The following is a 22,818-nucleotide window of genomic DNA, read 5'->3' as shown; positions in this document are numbered from 1 at the left end:
GTGGCGGTGATTCGTACTGGCTGCCATTTGGAGCGCCGGCGCGGTCCAATGCAAGCACTCACTCCGGCTTGACCTCGGTCGACCACCAGGCGTCGGGGAAGCCGATGCCGTAGGCCGGCAGCTCCGCCGGTCGGGCAATGCGGTTCCAGTAGGCGATCGGCGCGGCCATGCGGTAGTACATCGGCACGACATAGTGATGCGCGAGCAAGACGCGGTCGAGGGCCCTCGTCGCCCCAACCAGCTCTTCGCGGTCCTTGGCAAAGATGATCCGGTTTATCAAAGCGTCGATAGCCGGATCGGAAATGCCGGCATAGTTCTTGGACCCCTGGCGGTCGACCGAGGAAGAACCCCAATAGTCGCTCTGCTCGTTGCCCGGATGCAGGGTCTGGCCCCAGACGACCCAGGTCATATCGTAGTCGAAGGCGCGCGTGCGATTGGTATACTGCGATGAATCGACGGTGCGCACCCGGGCGTCGATGCCGATGCGCTTGAGATTGTTGGCGTATGGAAGGGCAACGCGCTCCAGCGTGGGGCTCGACAGCAGGATCTCGAAGGATAGCGGCTCGCCGGTATCCTCCTTGACCATGCGATTGCCCTTCAGCACGTAGCCTGCATCCTTGAGCAGCGCGACGGCCTTGCGCAGGTTCTCGCGCTGCTTGCCGGGGTCGCCGCCGACCGGATTTTCGAACGGCGTGGTGAAAACGCTCGGCGGCACCTGATCCTTCAGCTCGTTGAGGATTTCCAGCTCCTTGCCTTCCGGCAGGCCGGAGGAGGCAAGCTCCGTTCCGAAGAAGAAGCTGTTGACCCGTTTGTACTGCTCGTAGAACACCGTCTTGTTCAGTTCCTCGAAATCGAAGGCATAGCTCAGGGCCTCTCGAACCCGCTCGTCCTGGAACATCGGCTTGCGCATGTTCGGCACCATGGCCTGCATGATGCCGGTGGCGCGATACGGGTTGGCGATCTCCTCGCGCGTCACCCGCCCGTCTTTTACGGCAGGGAAGTCATAGCTCGTAGCCCAGCGGCTTGCCTGGTTTTCGAACCAGTAATCGACATTGCCGGCGCGAAACGCCTCGAATTCGACATTGCGATCGCCGAAATAGGAATACTCGATGCGCCCGAAATTGTTCTCCCCGACGTTGACGTTCAGGTCCTTGCCCCAATAATCGTCGCGCAGTTCGTAGCGGATCGTCGAGCCCGGCGAGAACGTGGCGATCTTGTAGGGGCCGGATCCCATGACCGGTTCGAGCGTCGTTCGCGAGATGTCGCGCTCCTTGCCCGAGGCATCCTTGCCCTCCCACCAGTGCTTCGGCACGATCGGGAACTGGCCGAGAATCTGCGGCAGCTCGCGGTTGTTCTTCTCGTCGAACTGGAAGGTGACGTCGCGGTCACCGGTCTTTTCGACGGAGACGACGTGCTTGTAGTAGTTGGTGTAGAGCGGATTGTGCTCGATCACTTTTTCGAACGAAAAGATCACGTCTTCCGGCGTCACCGGCTGGCCGTCCGCCCATTTCGCTTCCGGACGGAGCCGAAAGGTGGCGGACGAGATATCGTCCGGATAGGAGACGCCCTCGGCCAGAAGGCCGTAAGAGGTGGTGACCTCGTCCTCGGAAGACTTCATCAGCGTATCGAAGACGAGGTTGAGGCCGGCTGCGGCCTCACCCTTGGCAAGCAGCGGATTGAAGGAATCAAATGCGCCGGCGCTGGAAAGCCGAAGCGTGCCGCCCTTTGGCGCCTTGGGGTTGACGTAGCTGTAGTGGGCAAATCCGGCCGGATACTTGAGCTCGCCGACGGTGGAGATCCCGTGCCGCCATTCCGGCGCCTTCTCCTGCGCCCCCGCCCCTGCGGCAAGCGACGATACCGCCGCCGCAAGCACGAACGCACTGAGAATTCCGGATTTGCCTATCTTCATACCAAGCCCCTTGTTATCGACTGCCGCAACCGTCTGCCGGAAAGATTAGACAAAATCCGGGCAAATGACAGGAGCCGCCATGAAAGCGGCGATTTTTTGCAGCCCCCTTGCCATCGCAGATTTCATCCCCGCCGGGCGCGCGCCGTGCTACTTCGTGCCCGTACGACAGTCAAAATCGATTCTGGACGACGAAATGCTTCCCACGTTCAAGCCACTCCTGACCCGCCTTGGAACCGCGGCAGCGCTTTTGGCGGCCATCGCCTCCCCGCTGCATGCCGAAGACAGACCGGCGCGGGAGCTTTTCGGCGGCAAGGCCCTGCCATCGGTGATGCAGCCGCAGGCCTACGGCTTCTATTCCAAGGGCTGCCTTGCCGGCGGCGTGGCCATCCCGACGGACGGGCCGACATGGCAGGCGATGCGGCTTTCGCGCAACCGCCGCTGGGGACACCCGGCGATGATCGAGCTGATCGAGCAGTTCTCGAAGGACGCGCGCACCAAGGTCGGCTGGAACGGGTTGCTTCTCGGCGACATCGCCCAGCCACGCGGCGGGCCGATGATGAACGGCCACGCCTCGCACCAGATCGGCCTCGACGCCGACATCTGGCTGACGCCGATGCCGGACCGGACGCTGACCTACCAGGAGCGCGAAAGCATCCAGGCAACCTCAATGCTGCAGCCGAAGCGGTTCCTGACGATCAATCCGAGCGCCTGGAGCGAGCGGCAGGCGCGCCTGATCATGCTTGCTGCGAGCTATCCGCAGGTGGAGCGCATTTTCGTCAATCCGGCCATCAAGAAGAAGCTCTGCGACACCTGGACCGGCGACCGCACCGATCTCGGCAAGGTTCGCCCGATCTACGGGCACGACTACCATTTCCACATCCGCATCAAGTGCCCGCCCGGCTCGGCGAACTGCAAGGGGCAGGCGGCCGTGCCGACAGGCGACGGCTGCGACAAGTCGCTCGCCTGGTGGTTCACCGACGAACCCTGGGCAAAGCCTTCGCCGAAAAAGGACCAAAAGCCGGCAAAGCCGCCGCGCCTTGCCACGCTTTCCGATCTTCCGAAGGCCTGCGCGGCGGTTCTGGCGGGCCCTGCCCCCGCATCGGAGCAGGAGGTCACATATGGCGGCGGCAGCTCTCTTGCCTATTCCACCCAGGAGCCGGAGACCGCCGATGGCAGCATCGCCGCCGTAATTGCCGCCGATGGCGCGCAGCCTTCCTTCGCCGTTCCCGTGCCGTTGCCGCGACCGTCGCTGCAGTAGGAGCCGCTGCAGATCGACCGGGGCCGCGACGCTCCGCTGGAGGCGGCTTTTCACGGCGACCATGGTCCTGTATAGAGCCATCAAATCGATTTAGTTTCGGGGCCACCCATGTCGCTTCCAAAGACCATCGCTCTTATCGCGCACGACGAGAAGAAGGACGAGATGGCGGATTTCGCCCGGCGCAACGAGGCTGCGCTACGGCAAAGCCGGATCTTCGCGACCGGAACGACCGGTGGGCGCGTGCTGGAAGCCTGCCCGGAACTCGACGTCACGCGCCTGAAGAGCGGGCCGCTCGGCGGCGACCAGCAGATTGGCGCGCTGATCGCCACTGGCGAGGTGGACATGCTGATTTTCTTCGTCGATCCGCTGACGGCCATGCCGCACGACGTCGACGTGAAGGCGCTGATGCGGCTTGCGATCGTCTACGACATCCCCATGGCATTGAACCTTGCTACGGCGGAACGGCTGGTTGCGGCCAACTGACAACGGTGGCAAAAGCTTTCGGATCGAAAACGGATTGCGGCAAAAGCGCCCGCAGGAAGAAACAGGTTTCATGGCAAAGTCGAACGATGGCGAGCTCGCCTTTCCCTTTCCCATCCTGATCGGAGACATCGGCGGCACCAACGCCAGGTTCGCGCTTCTGCTCGACGCCTTCGCCGCGCCGAAGGAGTATCCGATCATCCAGACGGCGCAATTCGAAAACATCGACGATGCGCTGCAGAACTGCATCCTCGACAAGACCTCGGTCCAGCCGCGCTCGGCGATCCTGGCACTGGCCGGACCGATCGAGGGCGACGAGGTGCCGCTGACCAATTGCGATTGGGTCGTGCGTCCGCGCGAGATGATCGCGAAGCTCGGGTTCGAGGAAGTGCTGCTCGTCAACGACTTCGAGGCACAGGCGTTGGCCGTCGCCTCGCTTTCCGACGGCGACCGGGAGAAGATCGGCGGCGGGGACGAACATCCCGTTGCCTCGCGCGCGGTGCTCGGCCCTGGCACCGGGCTCGGGGTTGCCGGCCTCGTCCACGCCATGCACGCCTGGATACCGGTTCCGGGCGAAGGCGGACATATCGACATGGGACCGCGCACCGAGCGCGATTACCAGATCTGGCCCTTCCTGGAACCGATAGAGGGCCGTATCTCCGCCGAACAACTGCTCTGCGGCCGCGGCATCATGAACATCTACCGCGCCATCAGCGCTGCGGACGCGCGGGAGGCGACGCTCGACGTTCCCGCAGCCGTGACCTCGGCCGCGCTCACGGGTAGCGATGCGGCCGCCGTGGAGACGGTCTCGCTATTTTCCACCTATCTCGGCCGCGTCGCCGGCGACATCGCCATGATCTTCATGGCCAAGGGCGGGGTCTATCTGGCCGGCGGCATCTCGCAGAAGATCCTGCCGGCGTTGCGCGGGCCGGAGTTCCGCGCCGCCTTCGAGGACAAGGCCCCGCACGGCGAGCTGCTGCGGCAAATTCCGACCTACGTCGTCACCCATCCAATGGCGGCCCTTGCCGGACTTGCCGCCTTCGCGCGCATGCCGGATCGCTTCGGCGTCACCAGCGAAGGGCGCCACTGGCAAAGGTAGGCGGCCGCTTTGCGCAACGGCAGACTCGCCAAATTGCCTGCGAGGCACTATAGAGCGGCGCAACAGATGCCCGCTCCGGAGCGGGCATCCTACGCAGCTGCAGGAAAGATGGGTTATTGAGCGAAAAGAGCCGTACCGATCGTCACGTCAGTGCCGAAACGATCACCGGCGTTCTGAAGCGCGTCATTGCGGAGAACGGCCGCAACCACATTCGCGGCTATGCTTTCGCGATCTTCTGCCTCGTCGTCGTCGCGGGCTCCACCGCCTTCACCGCCTGGATCATGGAAGCGGTGGTCAACGAAGCGTTTGCCAACCGGAGGGCCGACCTAGTCGCCTGGATCTGCGGGGCGATCCTGATCGCCTTCATCCTGCGCGGCTTCGCCACCTACGGCCAGGCCGTCACCCTGTCGAAAATCGGCAACAACATCGTCGCAAACTATCAGCGGCGGCTCTATTCGCACCTGATGTCGCTGAGCGTCGGCTTCTTCAGCGAGGCACGCTCGGCGCGTCTGGCAGCACAGATCAACCAGAACATCAACGGCATCCGCGACGTCCTCAACATGACCGTGACGTCGATCGCACGCGATTTCCTGACGCTGATAGCGCTGATCGGCGTGATGATCTCTAAGGACCCGCTGCTGACGGCGATCGTCTTCCTCGTCGCCCCGCCGCTTCTGCTCGGCCTTCGCTACGTGTCCAAGCGGCTCAAGTCCGCAACCCGCGAATCCGTCGTCATCAACAGCCACGTGCTCGGCGCGATCCAGGAGACGATCCAGGGCATCAGCATCGTCAAGGCCTTCACGATGGAGGATCAGCTCCGCTCCAAAGTGGAAACGATTATCGACCAGGCGGAGAAGCGCTCAAACCGGATCGCGCGGCTGTCCGAGCGGACGGCGCCGATGACCGAAACGTTCGCGGGCGTGGCGATCGCGAGCGTGCTCGGCTATTCCGCCTATCAGGCGATCTATGGCGGGGTTCTGCCAGGCGCCTTCTTCGCCTTCATCGCCGCGCTTCTGATGGCTTATGATCCGGCCCGGCGCCTGGCGCGGCTGCAGGTGCAGATGGAGCGCGCCGTGGTCAATGCGCGGATGATCTACGAGATTCTCGACATCGAGCCGCACCAGCGCGACAAGCCAGACGCCAAGCCGCTCGCTGTCACCCAGGCCACGATCGAATTCCGCGACGTGTCGTTCTCCTATGCCAATGGCGGCAAGAGCATCCTCAACGGTGTGAGCTTCATTGCCGAGGGCGGCAGGACGACCGCGCTCGTCGGACCGTCGGGGGCGGGAAAGTCGACCGTCATCAGCCTCATTCCGCGCTTCTACGATCCGGCTTCGGGACAGATCCTGATCGACGGACAGGACATTGCCAACGTCACCAAGCAATCGCTGCGCAACAACCTCGCCTATGTCTCCCAGCAACCCTATCTGTTCGAGGGGACGATCCGGGACAACATCCGTTACGGCCGCCCGGAGGCGAGCGATGCAGAGGTCGAGGAAGCCGCCAGGCTCGCCTACGCGCATGACTTCATCCTCGATCAGCCACAGGGATACGAGACGCCGGTCGGCGAAAACGGCGTGACGCTCTCCGGCGGCCAGCGCCAGCGGCTGTCGATCGCCCGCGCGCTGGTGCGCAACGCGCCGATCCTGCTGCTCGACGAGGCGACCTCGGCACTCGACACCGAATCCGAACAGGCCGTGCAGAAGGCGCTGGAGCACGCCATGAGCGGCCGGACGGTGGTGGTGATCGCCCATCGCCTGTCGACCGTCGTCAACGCCGACAAGATCATCGTCATGCAGAGCGGGACGGTCGCCGAAGAGGGCACCCATGACATCCTTGCAGGGCGGATCGACGGTCTCTACGCTCGCCTGCACAACCTGCAGGCACCGGGCGTCCCAATGCAGGAAAACGAGAAGGAAGCGGGAGAATGACGGCAGCGGACATGAAGCTTGTCGTGGTCGGAGCGAGCGGCCGCATGGGCCAGGCGCTGATCAGAACCGTCCATGCGATGGATGGCGCAAAGCTGCATGCAGCCGTCGTCCGCCCCGGTTCTCCCTTTGTCGGCAAGGACGCAGGCGAACTGGCGGGCCTGGGGCCGATCGGCATCCCCGTGACGGACCAGCCGCTCGAGGCCTTCGTCGAGGCCGAAGGCGTGCTCGACTTCACAAAGCCCGACATCACCGTCGAGTTCGCTGGGCTCGCCGCACAGGCGCGGATCGTCCACGTCATCGGAACGACCGGTTGCTCCGCGGAGGACGAGGACAGAATTGGGGCTGCCGCCCGCCATGCCCGTGTCGTCAAGTCCGGCAACATGAGCCTCGGCGTCAATCTTCTCTCGGTGATGACGCGGCAGGCGGCGAAGGCGCTGGACGCGACCGACTGGGACATCGAGATCGTGGAAATGCATCATCGCCACAAGGTCGATGCGCCTTCCGGCACTGCACTCCTGCTCGGCGAGGCCGCCGCTCAGGGCCGCGGCATCCCGCTTGCCGAAAACGCCGTCCGGGTCCGCGACGGACACACCGGGGCCCGTGTTTCCGGCACGATCGGCTTCGCCACCCTGCGCGGCGGCTCGGTGATCGGCGAGCACTCGGTGCTGCTGGCCGGCGAGGGCGAGACCGTCACCCTTTCCCATAGTGCGATCGACCGTTCGATCTTCGCGCGCGGTGCCGTCAAGGCTGCCTTGTGGGCGCGCGACAAGAAACCCGGACGCTATTCAATGCTCGACGTGCTCGGGCTGAACTGACCCCAATCCCAACGCGAGGAGCGAAGACCACATGAGCGGAACCCTTGTCCTTGTTCGCCACGGCCAGAGCGAATGGAACCTGAAGAACCTGTTCACCGGCTGGAAGGATCCGGACCTGACGCCGCTTGGCGTCGAGGAAGCCAATGCCGGAGGCAAGGCGCTGGCCGATACCGGCATCAAGTTCGACATCGCCTTTACATCCGATCTTTCCCGCGCGCAGAAGACCTGCCAGATCGTGCTCGACAATGTCGGCCAGCCAGACCTGGAGACAATCCGCAACCAGGCGCTGAACGAGCGCGACTACGGCGACCTCTCCGGCCTCAACAAGGACGACGCCCGCGCCAAGTGGGGCGAGGAGCAGGTGCACATCTGGCGCCGCTCCTACGATGTTCCGCCGCCGGGCGGCGAAAGCCTGCGCGACACCGGCGCCCGCGTCTGGCCCTATTACCTGACCGACATCCTGCCGCGTGTGCTTGCAGGGCAGACGGTGCTGGTCGCCGCCCACGGCAACTCGCTGCGTGCGCTCGTGATGGTGCTCGACCGGCTGACGAAGGAGCAGGTGCTGGACCTCAACCTCGCAACCGGCGTGCCGATGGTCTATCGGTTGAACGCGGATTCGACCGTCGCCTCCAAGGAAGTGCTCGGCGACATGTCCGGCGCGCACTGAGCGCAACGACGAAGATCAGACGAAAGGGCCGCTTGCGCGGCCCTTTTTGTATCACGCCTTGCCCGCTTCCCAGCCGAGCATGGCACGCTTGCGGGTGAGGCCCCAGTGATATCCGGTCAGCGCACCGCTCTTGCCGAGCGCGCGATGGCAGGGCACGACGAAGGAGATCGGGTTGCGCCCCACCGCGGCGCCGACCGCCCGCGAGGCGGTGGGCTGGCCGAGTTCTCCGGCGATATCCGAATAGGTCACGGCCTTGCCCATCGGAATGCGCAACAGCGCCTGCCAGACGCGGACCTGGAAGTCGGACCCGATAAGCACGATGCGCAACGGCTCCTCCGGACGCCAACGCCCGGGATCGAAAATCCGCGCGGCATAGGGGGCGGTTGCTTCCTGGTCGCGGACATAGGTCGCGTTGGGCCAACGGCAGGTCATGTCGTCGAGACAGGCCTGCTCGTTGCCGTCGTCTGCGAATGCCAGGCCGGCAAGCCCGCGCTCGGTGGCCATCACCAGGGCTTGGCCGAAGGGCGAAGGATGGAAGCCATAGCGGATCGTCAGACCGGCGCCGCGCGCCTTCCATTCGCCCGGCGACATGGCTTCGTGGGTGACGAAGAGATCATGCAGGCGGCCGGGACCGGACAGGCCTATCTCGATGCTCGTTTCCAGAAGCGGCATCGATTCCTGGCGAAGGAGGCGCTTGGCGTGGTCCAAGGTCACCGCCTGCAGAAACGCCTTCGGAGAAAGGCCGGCCCAGCGGGTAAACGTCTTCTGCAACTGCGTCGGCGGCTGCTTCAGCCGGGCCGCGATATCCTCGAGCGACGGCTGGTCGCGATAGTCCTCGGTGATCAGCTCGATCACCTGCCGGACAGTTTCGTAGTCCGCCCCTTGCGGGGTGATGTCGGACTTCAGTGTGGCGGTCATGTTCATCGTTCGTCTCCTGTGGCAGCAGGAAAACACGCCGCCAGCCACAGCGCCACCCGAAACTTGCCCCGCAAGAACCCGCCTCGGTCGTCAGAGCCCGCGCTTCACGCGGGCCAGCGCGCCGGCAAAGGTTGAAGCAAAGCGTTCGCGGTCGTCGAGATGGAGAAAGGACCCGACGTCGGTGCGCCTGCCCTGACCGCTGACCGACATGTCCGTAATTCCGATCTCCTCCTTGCGGGAAACCTGGAAGCGCGCCCAGAAAGGATTGAACTCATGCGCGGTCTCGCAGCCGGACGGGGCGCGCTTGCGGATCGAGATGCTGGTACGCGAGACTTCGACCAGTTCGCATGCCCGGGCAGCGCGATTGTTGAGCCAGAACGCACCGAACAGGATCAGAAAGTCCACGCCGAAGAACATCACGATCGGCCAGGCGCCGGAGATCAGGAAGATGGCCATATGCGCCACGGTCAGCATTCCCGCGACGAGAAAGAAGACGAAATGGCCGCGCTGGCCCAGCGAACGATGCGGCCTGAGTTCGGCGAAGAACACGGGCCGATCATTCAGGGGCCGGTCATCCAGGCTGATATCGTCGTTGCCATCGCTCATGACCACTGACTATAGAGGCAGCATGAAGAAGGCGAAACCGAAATCGATCGTCGCTGCGCCAGCGTCGCGCTCAGCTCCGAAGCGCGTCAGCAGGAGGCCGAGGACGGCGTACTCGCGCGAAGAGGTGCGCGAGATCTTCCGGCGCTTCTCCATCCAAAGGCCGGAGCCCAAGGGCGAACTGGAGCACGTCAACCCGTTCACGCTCGTCGTTGCCGTCGCCCTTTCGGCGCAGGCGACCGATGCCGGCGTCAACAAGGCGACGCGGGCGCTCTTCAAGGTTGCCGATACGCCGGAAAAGATGCTCGCGGTCGGCGAGGACAAGGTGCGCGACTACATCAAGACGATCGGGCTCTATCGCAACAAGGCCAAAAACGTGATCGCGCTGAGCCGGAAGCTCGTCGAAGAATTCGGCGGCGAGGTACCGCGCACGCGCGAGGAACTGGTGACGCTGCCGGGCGTCGGCCGCAAGACGGCGAACGTGGTGCTGTCCATGGCGTTCGGCCAGGCGACGATGGCGGTCGATACCCACATCTTCCGCATCGCCAACCGGATCTGTCTGGCACCGGGCAAGACCCCGGACGAAGTCGAAGATCATCTGATGAAGATCGTGCCGGGCGAATATCTCTACCACGCCCACCACTGGCTGATCCTGCACGGCCGCTATGTCTGCAAGGCGCGAAAGCCTGAATGCGAACGTTGCGTCATCGCCGACATCTGCAAGTCTGCAGAGAAGACCTGCGACATTCCCGCACCTCTCGTGGAACTGCCGCCGCAGGCGATCGTCGCGGCGCAGTAGAGCAGCCTGTCCCGATCGATCAGGCCGAAAGCCCGTCCAGCACTTCCGCGATCGCCGCCTCGAAGTGGGAGCGCTTGCCGCCGGCGGCAATCTCGAGCGCCGCGCGGTCGAACGCCGACGATAGCAATGCCGTCAGTTGCTCCACGAGAGGGATCCGGCCCTCCTGGTGCTGCAGCAGCGCCGTCAGGCCGATGCGCAACGCCCCTTCCGCATTGTCGCGGTCGAGGGCGGCGACGGCCGCCGCGCCGAGTACGGCCGGCGCTTCCAGCAGCAAGAGGCGCGTGCGCCCCTCGACCGACATCGCGTCGAAATATCCGCGCGCACCGGCAAGAAGGGCTGCGCGCGCGTCGCCGGCCGTCGCAGACGACGCCTCGATCTCCGCCGCAACCCTGGCAGCCTCCCGTTCGACGACAGCGAGGAACAACGCCTTCTTGTCCTCGAAATGATGATAGAGCGCGCCCCGGGTGACACCGGCTGCGGCGACGATGTCGGGCGTGGCCGTCTCGGCATATCCCTTTTCCACGAAAAGCCTGCGCGCGGCATCGATGAGCGCGGCGCGCGTCGCCTCCGTCCGGTCCCTGTTGCTGCGGCTCACAGCCCCTCCTTTACATACAGTCTGCATGTATGTTAAATAAAGACATACAGATTGTACGTTACCCATCAAGAAGGGGAAAGTGATGAAATGCACGAGCTACTATCCCGTCATCATGACCGACGACGTGCCCGGAACCGCGGCATTCTACCGCGAGCATTTCCGTTTCACGCCCCTCTTCTCAAGCGACTGGTACGTTCACCTGCAATCGATCGAGGACGAGCATGTGACGCTTGCGGTCCTGGACGGCCAGCACGAGACGATCCCGCTGTCCGGACGGGGTAAGGCCTCGGGCATCCTTCTCAATTTTGAAGTCGATGACGTGGATGCGGTATACGTTGCCTGCCGCGCCGCCGGCCTCCCGATCCTGAAGGACATCTGTGACGAAGCCTTCGGCCAGCGGCACTTCATCACCGCCGATCCGAATGGCGTGCTGATCGACGTCATCAAGCCGATCCCGCCCAGCGCGGCGTTCGCGGGCCACTACGATCCGGCGGCATTGCCGAAGTAGCGTCAGCCGCGAAAGCCAGGATCTTCGCGCGAAAGCAGCTTGTGCAGATGAACCATGAGGCCGGCGGCGAAGAGCGGCGTCAGCAGGTTGACGATCGGCACGGCGAGAAATGCCGCGACGACGAGGCCGGCCAGAAAGACCGTGGAGGCGTGCTTGGCGCGGAACAGGCGCGCCTCTTCCGGCGAGCGGAAGCGCATGGCGGCGAATTCGAAGAACTCGCGCCCAAGCAGGTAGCCGTTGACCAGGAAGAACGCGATCAGGTTGATGCCGGGAATGAAAAGCAGGAGCAGGGCGACGAGGTTGCCGGCCAGCACCACACCCAGAAACTTCAACGATCCGGCGATCGCCGCACCGAGCGGCAAGGCCCGGCCGGGCCGGTCGGCGGGATAGTCGCGCCTTTCCACGACCTCGGCCACGTCGTCGAGGAAGAAGCCGGCAATGACGGCGGTGACCGGAGCCAGCAGAAGCGCCATCGACAGCGCAAGGCCGATGCTCGCCACGATGCCAAAGACGAATGTCAGCCATACCCCCCAGTCAGGCATGGCCGGCATGTAGCCGGCAAACCACGGCAGCACCCAGGCGATGAAGCTCTCGCGCAGGGAGAACCACAGCACCGCAAGGACGAAGATCGTCAGTCCGAGAACCTTCCAGAAAACACGCCGCGTTTCCGGTGCCAGAAGATTGGCCAGCGCCAGCCGCGCCGCGTCGAGGATCATGCTGCTACTCCCTTTTTGCTGAAGCGATGTAGGGTGTGGGCGACCGTCCCGCAAGGCAGGGTTTGGCAACCCTCATTAAGGCCCCATTAAACGCCCGACACTAGACTCCCGGCGCGAAAGTACTGGGATCACAATAAATACTTTGGGAACTTTAACATGCGTGCCGTCCGGATCAGCAGACTGCTTCCAACCCTTTTCGTCCTGATGGTGCTTCTGGGAGCGCTGCAAGGCGCCGTCGCGTTCCGCTCGCTGTCCACGATCACGGGCCAGTTCGAGCGGATCGGCATGGAGCGCATGCCCCAGATGAGCGAAATCCTGCAAATCAGCAACGCCTTCTCGGAATTGAGCGGGACCTATTCGGCCCATCTCCTTTCGATGGATCCGGACGAACTCACCGCAATCGAGGCGCAGATCACGGAGCGCGCCGATGCACTCGGCAAGCGGATCGACGCTTATGCGGCGAGCATCTCCGACGCCGCGGAAGCCACGGCAACCGTCGCCACCATCAAGGCAAGCCTGGCCGCCTACCTGGCCGAATCCGAGAAACTGAAGCAGTTCTCCGCCATTGCCGCCAAGGGGCCGGCGCTTGAGATATTCCACGGTCCGATGCAGCAGCAGGCCGACAGCATCGAGACCGCGCTGAAGAGCCTGATCGCCGCCAACCAGACCTCGACGGCCGCGGCGATCGATGCAGCCCAGGCGGAGCAGGATTCCGCCTATCGTCTGACCATTGCATCCCTCCTGCTTTCGGTCGGCCTCGCGATCGCCGCCATCTTCGTCGTGCAGCGCCGGGTCGTTCGCCCGCTCGGAGGCATTTCTGCCGCGATGAACAGAGTTGCCGACGGCAATATCGGGCAGGAAATTCCCTACGCGGAGCGGCGCGACGAGATCGGCGAGATGGCGGCGGCCGTCGCCGTCTTCCGCGACAATGCGGCGGAGCGGATGCGGCTCGAGCGGCAGGCCACGTCCGACCGCGCGATCGCCGAGGGCGAGCGCATGGCGCGCGACGCGGAACGCAACCGCGAGAGCGGCAAGGTGCAGGCCGCCGTTGCCACGCTCGGCGCGGCCCTTGGCCGTCTTGCAGCCGGCGACATGACGTCTTCGATCGAAACGCCCTTCGAAGGTGACCTCGACCGGCTGCGCCAGGACTTCAATACGTCGGTGTCGCACCTGCGCGAGGCGCTGTGCGAGGTCGGCGACAATGCCAGGGCGATCGACGCCAGCGCCCGGGAGATCCGCGCAGCTGCCGATTCGCTGGCGCGGCGGACGGAAAACCAGGCGGCCTCGGTGGAGGAGACGGCGGCGGCCCTGGAACAGATCACCACCACGGTGAAGGATTCGACGCGGCGCGCCGAGGAAGCCGGGGCGCTCGTGGCCCGTACGCGCCAGGGCGCGGAACGGTCGGGCGAGATCGTCCACCGTGCGATCGCCGCCATGCAGCAGATCGAGCGCTCCTCCGGCGAGATTGGCAACATCATCGGCGTGATCGACGACATCGCCTTCCAGACCAACCTGCTGGCCCTGAACGCCGGCGTCGAGGCCGCACGCGCCGGCGAAGCCGGCAAGGGCTTTGCCGTCGTGGCGCAGGAAGTGCGCGAACTCGCCCAGCGCTCGGCCAAAGCCGCCCGCGAGATCAAGGCCCTTGTCGGCGCCTCCGGCGAACATGTGGGCAGCGGCGTGGCGCTTGTCGCCGAGACCGGTACGGCGCTGCAGGCGATCGTGACCCAGGTTCAGGAGATCAACGGCCATGTGCAGGCAATCGTGCAGGCCGCCCGCGAACAGGCGCTGGGCCTGTCGGAGATCAATACGGCCGTAGGCAACATGGATCAGGGAACGCAGCAGAACGCCGCCATGGTGGAAGAGACAACCGCCGCCAGCCACGGCCTTGCCAACGACGTTCAGGCGCTCAATGGCCTGATCGGCCGTTTCAACGTCGGCAACGCCATCAGCCAGCCTTCCCGTTCGCCGGGCCTGCAGGCCGCCGGATCGGAGGGGACACCGGCGCCGCGATCGGCAACGACGCAACGCGAGCCGGACGCATCGTACACCTCCGCGCCACCTGCCGCGCCGTCCGGCACGGTTACCAGGCTTCCGCGCAAATCCGCTGGCCAGTGGAACGTCAAGGCAGCCAGCGAGACGTCGAAAGCCGTCGCCTCGCCGGCGCACCTCCTGAAACAGAAACTGATGGGCGCTCTCGGCGCCAAGTCGCAGAGCAAGGACGGCGACTGGGAGGAATTCTGATCCCGTGGCCGCTGGCCTGAGCCAGTGCCGTTGGAAGGTCGGAAAGATCGTTCCGGACGAACGCCTCTCGCCGCCCCTCAGCCCTTCTCGTTGGCGACGGAACTTTCGGCCGGCGGCGGATAGATATGCTCGCCGCCGCGATAGTCGCGGATGCGGAAGCAACCGTCGTCGCCTTCGCGAACCGCTGGCGAGAGCACCGGAACCTTGCCGTAGCCGCCCGGTATATCGAGGATGTAGGTCGGCTGGCACAGGCCGGATATGCGGCCGCGCATCTGCTCGACCAGCGCCCGGCCCTCGTCGAGACCGAGGCGGAAATGGCTCGTGCCGGGCGCCAGATCCGGGTGATGAAGGTAGTAGGGCCGAATCCGGTTCTCGACAAAAGCGCGCATCAACGCCGTCAGGACATCGGCATCGTCGTTGACGCCCTTCAAAAGGACAGTCTGGCTGATCATGGCGATGCCGGCATCGATCAGGCGGGCGCAGGCAGCACGCGCATCCGCCGTCAGTTCGCGCGGATGGTTGGCATGCAGGGCCACGTAGGTGGTCTTTCCCGACGCCTTCAACGCGTCGACGAGACCCGCATCCACCTTGTCTGGATCGACGACGGGCACGCGCGTATGGAAGCGCACGACCCTGACGTGGCCGATCGCCGCCAGCCGCTGCGTGATCTCCCGCAGCCTGCGGGGCGAGAGCACAAGCGGATCGCCGCCGGTGAGGATCACCTCCCAGATCTCCGGACGTCCGGCAATATAATCGATCGCCCGATCCAGTTCCTCCGTCGTCAGCGTTCCGAGGCCGGCAGGGCCGACCATCTCGCGTCGGAAACAGAACCGGCAGTAGACCGGGCAAACATGCACCGCCTTCAGCAGCACCCGGTCCGGATAGCGATGGACGATGCCCGGCACGGGACTGTGCGCCAGGTCACCGATCGGGTCGGACTGTTCCCCGGGCAGTGCCTCAAGCTCCGCGACATCCGGTATGAACTGGCGCGCGATCGGATCGGACGGATCGTTCGGATCGATCAGCGCTGCCATGGCGGGCGTTACGGCCACCGCATAGCGCTCGCCGACGCGGGCGAGATCTTCGGCCCTGGCATCCGGCGGCAGAAGCAGTGCGTCGTCCAGTTCCGCAACGGAGCGCAATGTCCTCGCGCCAATCGACGCGACGGACCCGGCCGGGATCATTCGCGCGGCCCCGCTCACAACGCGGTCTCCGAAACCGGCGCCCAGATCACCTGGTCGATGCGCGAAGCGCCCGTCACGAGCATCACCAGACGGTCGAAGCCGAGCGCGATGCCGCTCGCCTCCGGCATGTTTGCGAGTGCTGCGAGAAAATCCTCGTCCAGCGGATAGCGCTCGCCGTAGACGCGCTGCTTCTCCGCCATCTCCAGACCGAAACGGCGGCGCTGTTCGGCTGCATCCGTAAGCTCGCCGAAGGCATTGGCGAGTTCGACGCCGCAGGCATAGAGCTCGAAGCGTTCGGCAACCCGCGGATCGCGCGGCGAAGGCCGCGCCAGCGCGGCCTCGGCAACCGGATACTCGCAGAGGACCGTGGCGCGATCGAACCCCAGTTTCGGCTCGACGCGCTCGACCAAGACGCGGCTGAAGAGATCTGCCCAGGTATCGTCTTCGGCAACGCGCATGCCGCTTTCGGCCATCGCCTGAGCCAGTCCCTGGCGGTCCGTCGCCCCGTCCGAGGCGATCGTCGCCAAAAGGTCGATGCCGGCATGGCGCTCGAAGGCGTCCGCAACCGTCAGACGTTCGGGCACGGCAAACGGATCGCATGTACGGCCGCGATGGGCGAGCCGGTCGGCCCCCGCCGTTCGGGCCGCCAGCGCCAGGATATCGGCACAGTCGTCCATCAGCGCCTCATAGCTCTCCCCGGCCCGGTACCATTCCAGCATGGTGAATTCCGGATGGTGGAGGGGGCCGCGCTCGCGGTTGCGATAGACGTGGGCGAAGCAGGCGATGCGCTTCTCACCCGCAGAGAGCAGCTTCTTGCAGGCGAACTCCGGCGAGGTGTGCAGATAAAGCTGCGTCGCCGCGCCCGAATGGCCGATCGCCTCCGTGCGAAAGGCATGCAGATGCGCCTCGTTTCCCGGCGATACCTGCAACGTCGCCGTATCGACCTCGATGAAGTCGCGCTCTGCGAAGAAGCCTCGCAACGCCGCCTGGACACGGTTGCGCGCGAGCAGGAACGGACGGCGGTCGGCATGGACGTCGGGCGTCCACCAGGGGGATGGGGCGGAGGTCTTCACGGTCATGGCAAGTTTCTATCAGATTCCGGCGGACGCGCTGGCCTTTTACCGGAATTTAGGGTAGTTGCGGCCCGATCCCGCTTTCTGCGGTCCGGGGATGACACTTGCTGCGTCCTCTACGACGCGGCCGCTCCAGATACAAGGAAGTCTTATGGCAAAGATCATCGCTTCTTCCGTCCGCAAGGGCAACGTGCTCGACGTCGACGGCAAACTCTACGTGGTTCTGACGGCACAGAACTTCCACCCGGGCAAGGGCACGCCGGTCACACAGGTCGACATGCGCCGCATCTCCGACGGCGTGAAGGTATCGGAGCGCTACCGCACGACCGAACAGGTCGAGCGCGCCCATGTCGAAGACCGCGAGCACACCTTCCTTTACGAAGACGGCGACGGGTTTCACTTCATGAACCCGGAGAGCTACGACCAGCTGACGATGTCGGCGGACGACGTCGGCGATGCCAAGGCCTACCTGCAGGAGGGCATGGCCGTGATCCTGTCGACGCATGAGGGCGTGGCGATCGCGCTCGACCTGCCGCGTCACGTCACGCTGGAGATCACCGAGACCGAGCCGGTCGTGAAGGGCCAGACGGCATCCTCCTCCTACAAGCCCGCCATGCTGTCCAACGGCGTGCGCACGCTCGTTCCGCCGCACATCCAGGCTGGCACCCGCGTCGTGATCGCCACCGAGGACGGCTCCTACGTCGAGCGCGCCAAGGACTGACGATATTTCGCCGCCCGACGGGCAACCTTCGGGCGGCACCCCTTACAATCCGTCGAAAATCCGCTAAGACCGGTAACCGGCTCTTACCTTTCGAGACGGATAAACCGCATGACCCAATTCGACGTGCTGACGGTCGGCAACGCGATCGTCGACATCATCGCCCGCTGCGACGAAACTTTCCTCACCGACAACGACATCATCAAGGGCGCGATGAACCTCATCGACGCCGAGCGCGCTGAGCTGCTCTATTCGCGGATGGGACCGGCGGTGGAGGCCTCGGGCGGCAGCGCCGGCAACACCGCCGCCGGCATTGCCAGCTTCGGCGGGCGCGCGGCCTATTTCGGCAAGGTGGCCAGGGACCAGTTGGGCGACATCTTCACCCACGACATTCGCGCTCAGGGCGTCCACTTCGCGACCAACCCGCTCGACCGCATTCCACCGACCGCGCGATCGATGATCTTCGTGACGGAGGACGGCGAACGCTCGATGAACACCTATCTCGGTGCCTGCGTCGAGCTTGGCCCGGAGGACGTCGAGGAAGAGGTAGTGGCTGCGGCCAAGGTGACCTATTTCGAGGGCTATCTCTGGGATCCTCCGCGCGCCAAGGAAGCCATTCTCGCCTGCGCCCGCATCGCCCACGCCAACGGGCGGGAGATGTCGATGACGCTGTCCGACAGCTTCTGCGTCCATCGCTACCGGGACGAATTCCTGGATCTGATGCGCTCGGGAACGGTCGACATCGTGTTCGCCAACAAGGCCGAGGTCCTGGCACTCTACGAGACGGAGAACTTCGAGTATGCGCTGTCGATGATCGAAAAGGACTGCCGGCTGGCGATCGTCACGATGAGCGAGGAGGGTTCGATCATCATGAAGGACGGCGAGCGCGTGCGGGTGCACGCCACCGCGATCGAGTCGGTGGTGGATACGACCGGGGCGGGCGATCTCTACGCTGCGGGATTTCTGCACGGCTATACGCAGGGCCGCTCGCTGCAAGACTGCGGCAGGCTCGGCAGCCTTGCCGCCGGCATCGTGATCGAGCAGATCGGGCCGCGGCCGATGGTTTCCCTTGCCGAGGCCGCAACAGCGGCCGGGCTCGCCTGAGCCCCCGCCGGCGAGGTCGCTACTTGAAGGCTTCGCCGGGATAGGCGCCCCAGATTTCGGCCTGCGAAACCCAGCCGCCGGCACCCTCCACTTCGGCCCTGCACCAGTCGCCATTGCATTCGCCGACCTTGATCACGACGCCGGGCTCGAGCTTTGCGATGATGGCGCTCGACGACTGGGGCTCCCGGCGCATGTTGACGAAGACGTCGGCGCCCTTGCCGCGCATCCAGGGTGCCGTGACCGCCGTCCGCTCTCCGGACAGAAGCGCCTGGTTGACCCAGCCTTCGGTACCGTCCGCGTCGCGGATGCGCCGCCAGTTGTCGTACTCCTGGATGATCTCGACCGGGACACCCGATTTCATGTAGCGCCAGGCGACCGCGTAATCGACGCTCGGCCCCACGCGCAGGTTCACGCTCTTGGCCTTGAGGCTGACGAAACGCGGCAGGGGCAGCCCGCTCGGACCTTTTGCAGCCTGGGCGAAGGCGTTGGAAACTGCCTGCGATCCCAGCGCCATCAGGGCGACCAACACAACGGTGCAGATGCGAGAATGTAAGTGACGCATGACGTGATCCACTTCCAGCCAGACAAGGCATCCGGTGACCGGACCCCGGCCGGAGCACGCAATTCGCGCGACCGGTCTTCAGAGCGGATTGTCTTCGCGACGGGGTCTGGTAGAAAATGCCCTTGATGAAGCAAGTCTTGCCTATCTTGGTTAAGGACCCGTCAACAGGACGCCGAACGGACCATGACGAACAAGAAAAAGCCGAAGGTCTACCTCACCCGTCGCCTGCCCGACGTGGTCGAAACGCGTATGCGCGAGCTGTTCGATGCCGAGCTCAATATCGAGGACACGCCGCGCACGCAGCCGGAGCTGGTGGCGGCGGTGAAGAGCAATGACGTGCTGGTGCCGACGGTCACGGACCGAATCGACGCGGCGCTGATCGAGCAGGCGGGGCCGCAGCTCAAGCTTATCGCCAGCTTCTCCAACGGTGTGGACCATATCGACGTGGACGCGGCGGCGCGGCGCGGCATCACCGTCACCAACACGCCGAACGTTTTGACCGAGGACACCGCCGACATGACGATGGCGCTGATCCTGTCGGTGCCGAGAAGGCTTGCCGAGGGCGCGCACCTTCTGACCGACCGCAAGGGCGAGTGGGCCGGATGGTCGCCCACCTGGATGCTCGGGCACCGGATCTGGGGCAAGCGCCTCGGGATTGTCGGCATGGGCCGTATCGGCACCGCCGTCGCCCGCCGCGCCAAGGCCTTCGGCCTGTCGATCCACTATCACAACCGCCACCGCGTAAGCACGGCGACGGAAGAGGCACTCGAGGCGACCTACTGGGACAGCCTGGACCAGATGCTGGCGCGCGTCGATATCGTCTCTGTCAACTGCCCCTCGACGCCTGCGACGTACCACTTGCTCTCCGCCCGGCGGCTGGCGCTGATGCAGCCGTCGAGCTACATCGTCAACACCGCACGCGGGGGGATCATCGACGAGGTGGCACTGATAAAATCGCTCCGCGAGGGAAAGATCGCCGGCGCCGGCCTCGACGTTTTCGAACACGAACCCGCCGTCAACCCGAAGCTGGTCAAGCTTGCGACCGAAGGCAAGGTGGTGCTGCTGCCCCATATGGGGTCTGCGACGCTGGAAGGGCGGATCGAGATGGGCGAGAAGGTCGTCATCAACATCCGCACCTTCTTCGACGGCCACCGACCGCCGGACCGGGTCCTGCCCGGGCGCACCTGACGGGCGCCGGCCAGACGGAGTCAAAGGTTCAGAGGTGCTTCGTCATCTCGATGGACGTCGTCCGGTCGAAGCCCAAATGACGGTTCTCGGCCGTCTTCTCGAAGCCCATGGCGTGAAAACGCGCGTGGTTTTCCGTGAGTTCGATGCGCGTCTCCAGCCGCATCGCCGGAAGCGACAGTCTGCGGGCCTCGGCCTCCGCCGCCATCAACAGCGCGCGGCCAATGCCGTCCCCCTGCCGGTCCGGCACCACCGCAAGCTTGCCGATGTAGAGGCGCTGCGGCTCCGGACGGCAGAAGATGCAGCCCACAAGCCTCTGGTCGTCGACCGCCAGAAAGACGATTTCGGACAGGGCCTTTTCCTTCAGGGTGGCCGGCGTCAGCCGCTGGGCTGAGGACGGTGGATCGATGCGGGCGTCCATGTAGGCAAAGGCGGCGCGTATCATCGCCAGCAGTTCGTCGTAGCGGCCGAATGACGGCTCCAGGCGCCGAACCTGCATCACCGGCCCTCCTTGCGGCGGCGGTAGCGCATCACATCGAAGCGTGCCGCAAGCCCGTCGTACAACAGTAGCCGTCCGACGAGAGGCTCGCCGGCGCTGGTGATGAGCTTGATCGTCTCCATCGCCATCAGCGTGCCGATCACGCCGGTCAGCGCGCCTACGATGCCGACCTCGGCGCAGGAAGGAACGACGCCGGGTGGGGGCGCTTCGGGAAAGAGGTCGCGGTAACCGGGGTTCCTTCGCCCGTCGTCATCCGCCTCCCACGGCTTCAGCACCGTCAGCGAGCCATCGAAGCGGCCGACCGCGCCGGTGACGAGCGGCACCCGTGCTGCCTCCGCCGCGTCGGCGGCGGCATAGCGCGTCTCGAAATTGTCCGACCCGTCGACCAGAAGATCGACGCCTGCCAGAAGCTGCGGCGCGGTATCGGGCGTAAACCGACGCTCGAAGGTCGTGACCCGCACATGCGGATTGATCGCGGCGATGGCTGCCGCAGCACTTTCGATCTTCCGCCGTCCGACCGCTCCGGTCGCGTGGATCACCTGCCGCTGCAGGTTCGACAGCGAGACGGTATCGTCGTCGACGATGCCGATATGGCCGACGCCTGCCGCTGCCAGATACTGAAGGACGGGGGCACCGAGACCGCCCGCGCCAATAACCAGAACGGACGCGTTCTTCAACCGTTGCTGCCCTGCCCCTCCGATCTCCGAGAGAACGATGTGGCGCCGGTAACGCTCGATCTCGTCTGGCGCCAGTGCATCCCTACCCGCTATCTTGTCGAGCCTGGTTTTGTCGCCGGTCACCTGCCGTCTCCGAAGTTGGGTTTCATCCCTCGATCCTGCCGTTTTCGACGGTCAGCAGGCGCGCCCGCTCGCCGAGCGCCGCAAACATCGCACGATCGGTTCCCGTCATGAAGGCCTGCCCGCCGAGCGCGTCGATCCGATCGAACAGGGCCGCACGCCGCCCCTCGTCGAGATGGGCGGTGATCTCGTCCAGCAGCAGTATCGGCGCATGTCCGGTCATGCCTGCGACGAGACCCGCATGGGCGAGGATCATGCCGACCAGCAGCGCCTTCTGCTCACCGGTGGAGCAACGGGCCGCGTCCATGCTCTTTTCCCGATGGCGAATGAGGAGATCGACGCGGTGCGGGCCGTCCAGCGTTCGGCCGGCGGCGGCATCGCGAAAGCGTCCGTCGCGCAGGAGGGCAGCATATTCCTCCTCGATCTCGTAGGCGGGACGATCGAGCCGGTCGTCGAGGAATCCGCTCAACGTCATGGAAGAAGACGGGAACGGCCCTTCGTCGCGGGAAGCCTCGACGATATCGGCGAGCAGGCCGACCAGCTCCCGGCGCGCCAGCGCCATGGCGACTCCGAGCTCGGCCATCTGCGTTTCCAGCGCGTCCAGCCAGCGTGCATCGGGGCGAGGTTCCGACAGCAGGCGGTTGCGGCCGCGCATCGCCTTTTCGAAATCGGCGGCCCTTCGTCCGTGTTCGGGGTCGAGCGACAGCACGAGCCGATCGAGGAAGCGGCGGCGATCCGAGGACGAGCCGGTGAAAAGGCCGTCCATGGAGGGCGTCAGCCAGACGACGCGCAGATGGTCCAGGAGCTCGTCCACCGAACGTGCCGTCGTCCCGTTCAGCCTGAGGCGACGTGATTGCCCGTCCTCGCCGGTATCCGTGCCCGTGCCGATCTCGACCTCGCCCTGCATTCCATCGATTGCGGCGAAGACGCTGAAGCCGCCGGCAGCACCCTCGCGGGCGACGTCGGCATAGGCCGCCCGACGCAGCCCGCGTCCGGGGGAAAGAAACGAGACGGCCTCCATGAGGTTCGTCTTTCCCGCACCGTTTGCGCCGGTGAGTACGACATGGCGATCATCGAGCCCGAGCGCGACTGACGCATAGTTGCGAAAATCGTGAAGCTTGAGGCTGTAAATGGTGACCTTGTGGGGCATCGGGCAT

General features: G+C 65.0%; 23 protein-coding genes. 12 read left to right on the top strand and 11 right to left on the bottom strand.

All coding sequences use genetic code 11. The features are described from left to right. Positions 1–58 precede the first annotated feature (58 nt). A complete protein-coding gene (locus CRO48_RS13645) occupies positions 59–1,909 on the bottom strand; it encodes an extracellular solute-binding protein (protein ID WP_097140165.1) in 1,851 nt (616 codons plus the stop codon). A 193-nt stretch (positions 1,910–2,102) separates the two neighbouring features. Between CRO48_RS13645 and mepA the strand changes: the two genes are divergently transcribed. From mepA to CRO48_RS13615, 6 genes are all read left to right on the top strand, one after another. Next, a complete protein-coding gene (gene mepA, locus CRO48_RS13640; protein WP_097140495.1) occupies positions 2,103–3,167 on the top strand; it encodes a penicillin-insensitive murein endopeptidase in 1,065 nt (354 codons plus the stop codon). Positions 3,168–3,275: 108 nt separating this feature from the next. Continuing rightward, positions 3,276–3,650 (top strand): methylglyoxal synthase, encoded by a 375-nt coding sequence (locus CRO48_RS13635; protein ID WP_097140162.1) that lies wholly within the window; start codon positions 3,276–3,278, stop codon positions 3,648–3,650. 70 nt (positions 3,651–3,720) lie between these two features. Next, positions 3,721–4,746, top strand: coding sequence for a glucokinase (locus CRO48_RS13630; protein WP_097140161.1), 1,026 nt, complete (start codon positions 3,721–3,723; stop codon positions 4,744–4,746). Positions 4,747–4,862: 116 nt separating this feature from the next. After that, complete coding sequence (locus tag CRO48_RS13625) at positions 4,863–6,677, top strand: ABC transporter ATP-binding protein (RefSeq protein WP_097140159.1); 1,815 nt, start codon at positions 4,863–4,865, stop codon at positions 6,675–6,677. Further along, complete coding sequence (gene dapB, locus CRO48_RS13620) at positions 6,674–7,492, top strand: 4-hydroxy-tetrahydrodipicolinate reductase (RefSeq protein ID WP_097140157.1); 819 nt, start codon at positions 6,674–6,676, stop codon at positions 7,490–7,492. The genes CRO48_RS13625 and dapB overlap by 4 nt, the downstream gene beginning before the upstream one ends. Before the next feature lie 31 nt (positions 7,493–7,523). Beyond that, positions 7,524–8,159 carry a 2,3-bisphosphoglycerate-dependent phosphoglycerate mutase gene (locus CRO48_RS13615; protein WP_097140155.1) on the top strand — a complete coding sequence of 212 codons (636 nt, stop codon included), beginning with the start codon at positions 7,524–7,526 and terminating at the stop codon, positions 8,157–8,159. Between the two features lie 51 nt (positions 8,160–8,210). On the opposite strand, the gene CRO48_RS13610 is transcribed toward CRO48_RS13615, so the two are convergent. Continuing rightward, complete coding sequence (locus CRO48_RS13610; RefSeq protein WP_097140152.1) at positions 8,211–9,083, bottom strand: methylated-DNA--[protein]-cysteine S-methyltransferase; 873 nt, start codon at positions 9,081–9,083, stop codon at positions 8,211–8,213. Between the two features lie 84 nt (positions 9,084–9,167). Next, positions 9,168–9,683 carry a DUF2244 domain-containing protein gene (locus CRO48_RS13605; RefSeq protein WP_097140150.1) on the bottom strand — a complete coding sequence of 172 codons (516 nt, stop codon included), beginning with the start codon at positions 9,681–9,683 and terminating at the stop codon, positions 9,168–9,170. A 22-nt stretch (positions 9,684–9,705) separates the two neighbouring features. Here CRO48_RS13605 and nth point away from each other — a divergent pair, with 22 nt between their 5' ends. Further along, a complete protein-coding gene (gene nth, locus CRO48_RS13600; protein WP_097140148.1) occupies positions 9,706–10,479 on the top strand; it encodes an endonuclease III in 774 nt (257 codons plus the stop codon). 19 nt (positions 10,480–10,498) lie between these two features. Here the strand turns inward: nth and CRO48_RS13595 are convergent, their stop codons facing one another. Next, positions 10,499–11,074, bottom strand: a complete 576-nt coding sequence (locus CRO48_RS13595; RefSeq protein WP_097140146.1) for a TetR family transcriptional regulator — start codon at positions 11,072–11,074, stop codon at positions 10,499–10,501. A gap of 82 nt (positions 11,075–11,156) precedes the next feature. On the opposite strand from CRO48_RS13595, the gene CRO48_RS13590 reads away from it, so the two are divergent. Continuing rightward, entirely contained in the window at positions 11,157–11,582 is a 426-nt protein-coding gene (locus tag CRO48_RS13590) for a VOC family protein (protein WP_097140143.1), read from the top strand. 2 nt (positions 11,583–11,584) lie between these two features. Here CRO48_RS13590 and CRO48_RS13585 read toward each other — a convergent pair whose 3' ends face one another. Beyond that, positions 11,585–12,298 (bottom strand): sulfate transporter family protein, encoded by a 714-nt coding sequence (locus CRO48_RS13585; RefSeq protein ID WP_097140142.1) that lies wholly within the window; start codon positions 12,296–12,298, stop codon positions 11,585–11,587. Positions 12,299–12,454: 156 nt separating this feature from the next. On the opposite strand from CRO48_RS13585, the gene CRO48_RS13580 reads away from it, so the two are divergent. Then, positions 12,455–14,539: a HAMP domain-containing methyl-accepting chemotaxis protein gene (locus CRO48_RS13580; RefSeq protein ID WP_097140139.1), complete on the top strand. Its 2,085-nt coding sequence runs from the start codon at positions 12,455–12,457 to the stop codon at positions 14,537–14,539. Between the two features lie 77 nt (positions 14,540–14,616). On the opposite strand, the gene CRO48_RS13575 is transcribed toward CRO48_RS13580, so the two are convergent. Beyond that, complete coding sequence (locus tag CRO48_RS13575) at positions 14,617–15,723, bottom strand: lysine-2,3-aminomutase-like protein (RefSeq protein WP_097140137.1); 1,107 nt, start codon at positions 15,721–15,723, stop codon at positions 14,617–14,619. Positions 15,724–15,737: 14 nt separating this feature from the next. Beyond that, complete coding sequence (gene epmA, locus CRO48_RS13570) at positions 15,738–16,802, bottom strand: EF-P lysine aminoacylase EpmA (protein WP_097140135.1); 1,065 nt, start codon at positions 16,800–16,802, stop codon at positions 15,738–15,740. 145 nt (positions 16,803–16,947) lie between these two features. On the opposite strand from epmA, the gene efp reads away from it, so the two are divergent. Beyond that, on the top strand, positions 16,948–17,517 hold the full coding sequence (gene efp, locus CRO48_RS13565) for an elongation factor P (RefSeq protein ID WP_097140133.1): 570 nt from the start codon (positions 16,948–16,950) through the stop codon (positions 17,515–17,517). A gap of 108 nt (positions 17,518–17,625) precedes the next feature. After that, entirely contained in the window at positions 17,626–18,618 is a 993-nt protein-coding gene (locus CRO48_RS13560) for an adenosine kinase (protein ID WP_097140131.1), read from the top strand. A gap of 19 nt (positions 18,619–18,637) precedes the next feature. Here CRO48_RS13560 and CRO48_RS13555 read toward each other — a convergent pair whose 3' ends face one another. After that, a complete protein-coding gene (locus CRO48_RS13555; protein WP_407071929.1) occupies positions 18,638–19,132 on the bottom strand; it encodes an SH3 domain-containing protein in 495 nt (164 codons plus the stop codon). A gap of 231 nt (positions 19,133–19,363) precedes the next feature. Between CRO48_RS13555 and CRO48_RS13550 the strand changes: the two genes are divergently transcribed. Further along, positions 19,364–20,368, top strand: a complete 1,005-nt coding sequence (locus CRO48_RS13550) for a 2-hydroxyacid dehydrogenase (protein ID WP_097140127.1) — start codon at positions 19,364–19,366, stop codon at positions 20,366–20,368. A gap of 28 nt (positions 20,369–20,396) precedes the next feature. Here the strand turns inward: CRO48_RS13550 and CRO48_RS13545 are convergent, their stop codons facing one another. The 3 genes from CRO48_RS13545 to recF are packed head-to-tail and all read right to left on the bottom strand — an operon-like array spanning position 20,397 to position 22,811. Beyond that, a complete protein-coding gene (locus CRO48_RS13545; RefSeq protein ID WP_097140125.1) occupies positions 20,397–20,864 on the bottom strand; it encodes a GNAT family N-acetyltransferase in 468 nt (155 codons plus the stop codon). Further along, positions 20,864–21,664 (bottom strand): molybdopterin-synthase adenylyltransferase MoeB, encoded by an 801-nt coding sequence (gene moeB, locus CRO48_RS13540; protein WP_097140123.1) that lies wholly within the window; start codon positions 21,662–21,664, stop codon positions 20,864–20,866. The genes CRO48_RS13545 and moeB overlap by 1 nt, the downstream gene beginning before the upstream one ends. A gap of 22 nt (positions 21,665–21,686) precedes the next feature. After that, positions 21,687–22,811 carry a DNA replication/repair protein RecF gene (gene recF, locus CRO48_RS13535; RefSeq protein WP_097140121.1) on the bottom strand — a complete coding sequence of 375 codons (1,125 nt, stop codon included), beginning with the start codon at positions 22,809–22,811 and terminating at the stop codon, positions 21,687–21,689. Between the last annotated feature and the right edge of the window lie 7 nt (positions 22,812–22,818).

It is taken from the genome of Rhizobium subbaraonis (genome assembly GCF_900220975.1).
GTDB classification, from domain to species: Bacteria; Pseudomonadota; Alphaproteobacteria; order Rhizobiales; family Rhizobiaceae; genus Mycoplana; species Mycoplana subbaraonis.
This window is presented reverse-complemented; position numbering and strand designations above follow the sequence as displayed.

Excerpts from the sequence above, each read along its gene's own strand:
- CRO48_RS13585 (WP_097140142.1), bottom strand. The coding sequence starts at position 12,298 with ATGATCCTCGACGCGGCGCGGCTGGCGCTGGCCAATCTTCTGGCACCG.
- CRO48_RS13635 (WP_097140162.1), top strand. The coding sequence starts at position 3,276 with ATGTCGCTTCCAAAGACCATCGCTCTTATCGCGCACGACGAGAAGAAG.
- CRO48_RS13550 (WP_097140127.1), top strand. The coding sequence starts at position 19,364 with ATGACGAACAAGAAAAAGCCGAAGGTCTACCTCACCCGTCGCCTGCCC.
- CRO48_RS13555 (WP_407071929.1), bottom strand. The coding sequence starts at position 19,132 with ATGGCGCTGGGATCGCAGGCAGTTTCCAACGCCTTCGCCCAGGCTGCA.
- CRO48_RS13545 (WP_097140125.1), bottom strand. The coding sequence starts at position 20,864 with ATGCAGGTTCGGCGCCTGGAGCCGTCATTCGGCCGCTACGACGAACTG.
- CRO48_RS13590 (WP_097140143.1), top strand. The coding sequence starts at position 11,157 with ATGAAATGCACGAGCTACTATCCCGTCATCATGACCGACGACGTGCCC.
- CRO48_RS13560 (WP_097140131.1), top strand. The coding sequence starts at position 17,626 with ATGACCCAATTCGACGTGCTGACGGTCGGCAACGCGATCGTCGACATC.
- dapB (WP_097140157.1), top strand. The coding sequence starts at position 6,674 with ATGACGGCAGCGGACATGAAGCTTGTCGTGGTCGGAGCGAGCGGCCGC.
- CRO48_RS13580 (WP_097140139.1), top strand. The coding sequence starts at position 12,455 with ATGCGTGCCGTCCGGATCAGCAGACTGCTTCCAACCCTTTTCGTCCTG.
- mepA (WP_097140495.1), top strand. The coding sequence starts at position 2,103 with ATGCTTCCCACGTTCAAGCCACTCCTGACCCGCCTTGGAACCGCGGCA.
- CRO48_RS13630 (WP_097140161.1), top strand. The coding sequence starts at position 3,721 with ATGGCAAAGTCGAACGATGGCGAGCTCGCCTTTCCCTTTCCCATCCTG.
- CRO48_RS13615 (WP_097140155.1), top strand. The coding sequence starts at position 7,524 with ATGAGCGGAACCCTTGTCCTTGTTCGCCACGGCCAGAGCGAATGGAAC.
- nth (WP_097140148.1), top strand. The coding sequence starts at position 9,706 with ATGAAGAAGGCGAAACCGAAATCGATCGTCGCTGCGCCAGCGTCGCGC.
- epmA (WP_097140135.1), bottom strand. The coding sequence starts at position 16,802 with ATGACCGTGAAGACCTCCGCCCCATCCCCCTGGTGGACGCCCGACGTC.
- recF (WP_097140121.1), bottom strand. The coding sequence starts at position 22,811 with ATGCCCCACAAGGTCACCATTTACAGCCTCAAGCTTCACGATTTTCGC.
- CRO48_RS13645 (WP_097140165.1), bottom strand. The coding sequence starts at position 1,909 with ATGAAGATAGGCAAATCCGGAATTCTCAGTGCGTTCGTGCTTGCGGCG.
- CRO48_RS13575 (WP_097140137.1), bottom strand. The coding sequence starts at position 15,723 with ATGATCCCGGCCGGGTCCGTCGCGTCGATTGGCGCGAGGACATTGCGC.
- CRO48_RS13605 (WP_097140150.1), bottom strand. The coding sequence starts at position 9,683 with ATGAGCGATGGCAACGACGATATCAGCCTGGATGACCGGCCCCTGAAT.
- CRO48_RS13610 (WP_097140152.1), bottom strand. The coding sequence starts at position 9,083 with ATGAACATGACCGCCACACTGAAGTCCGACATCACCCCGCAAGGGGCG.
- efp (WP_097140133.1), top strand. The coding sequence starts at position 16,948 with ATGGCAAAGATCATCGCTTCTTCCGTCCGCAAGGGCAACGTGCTCGAC.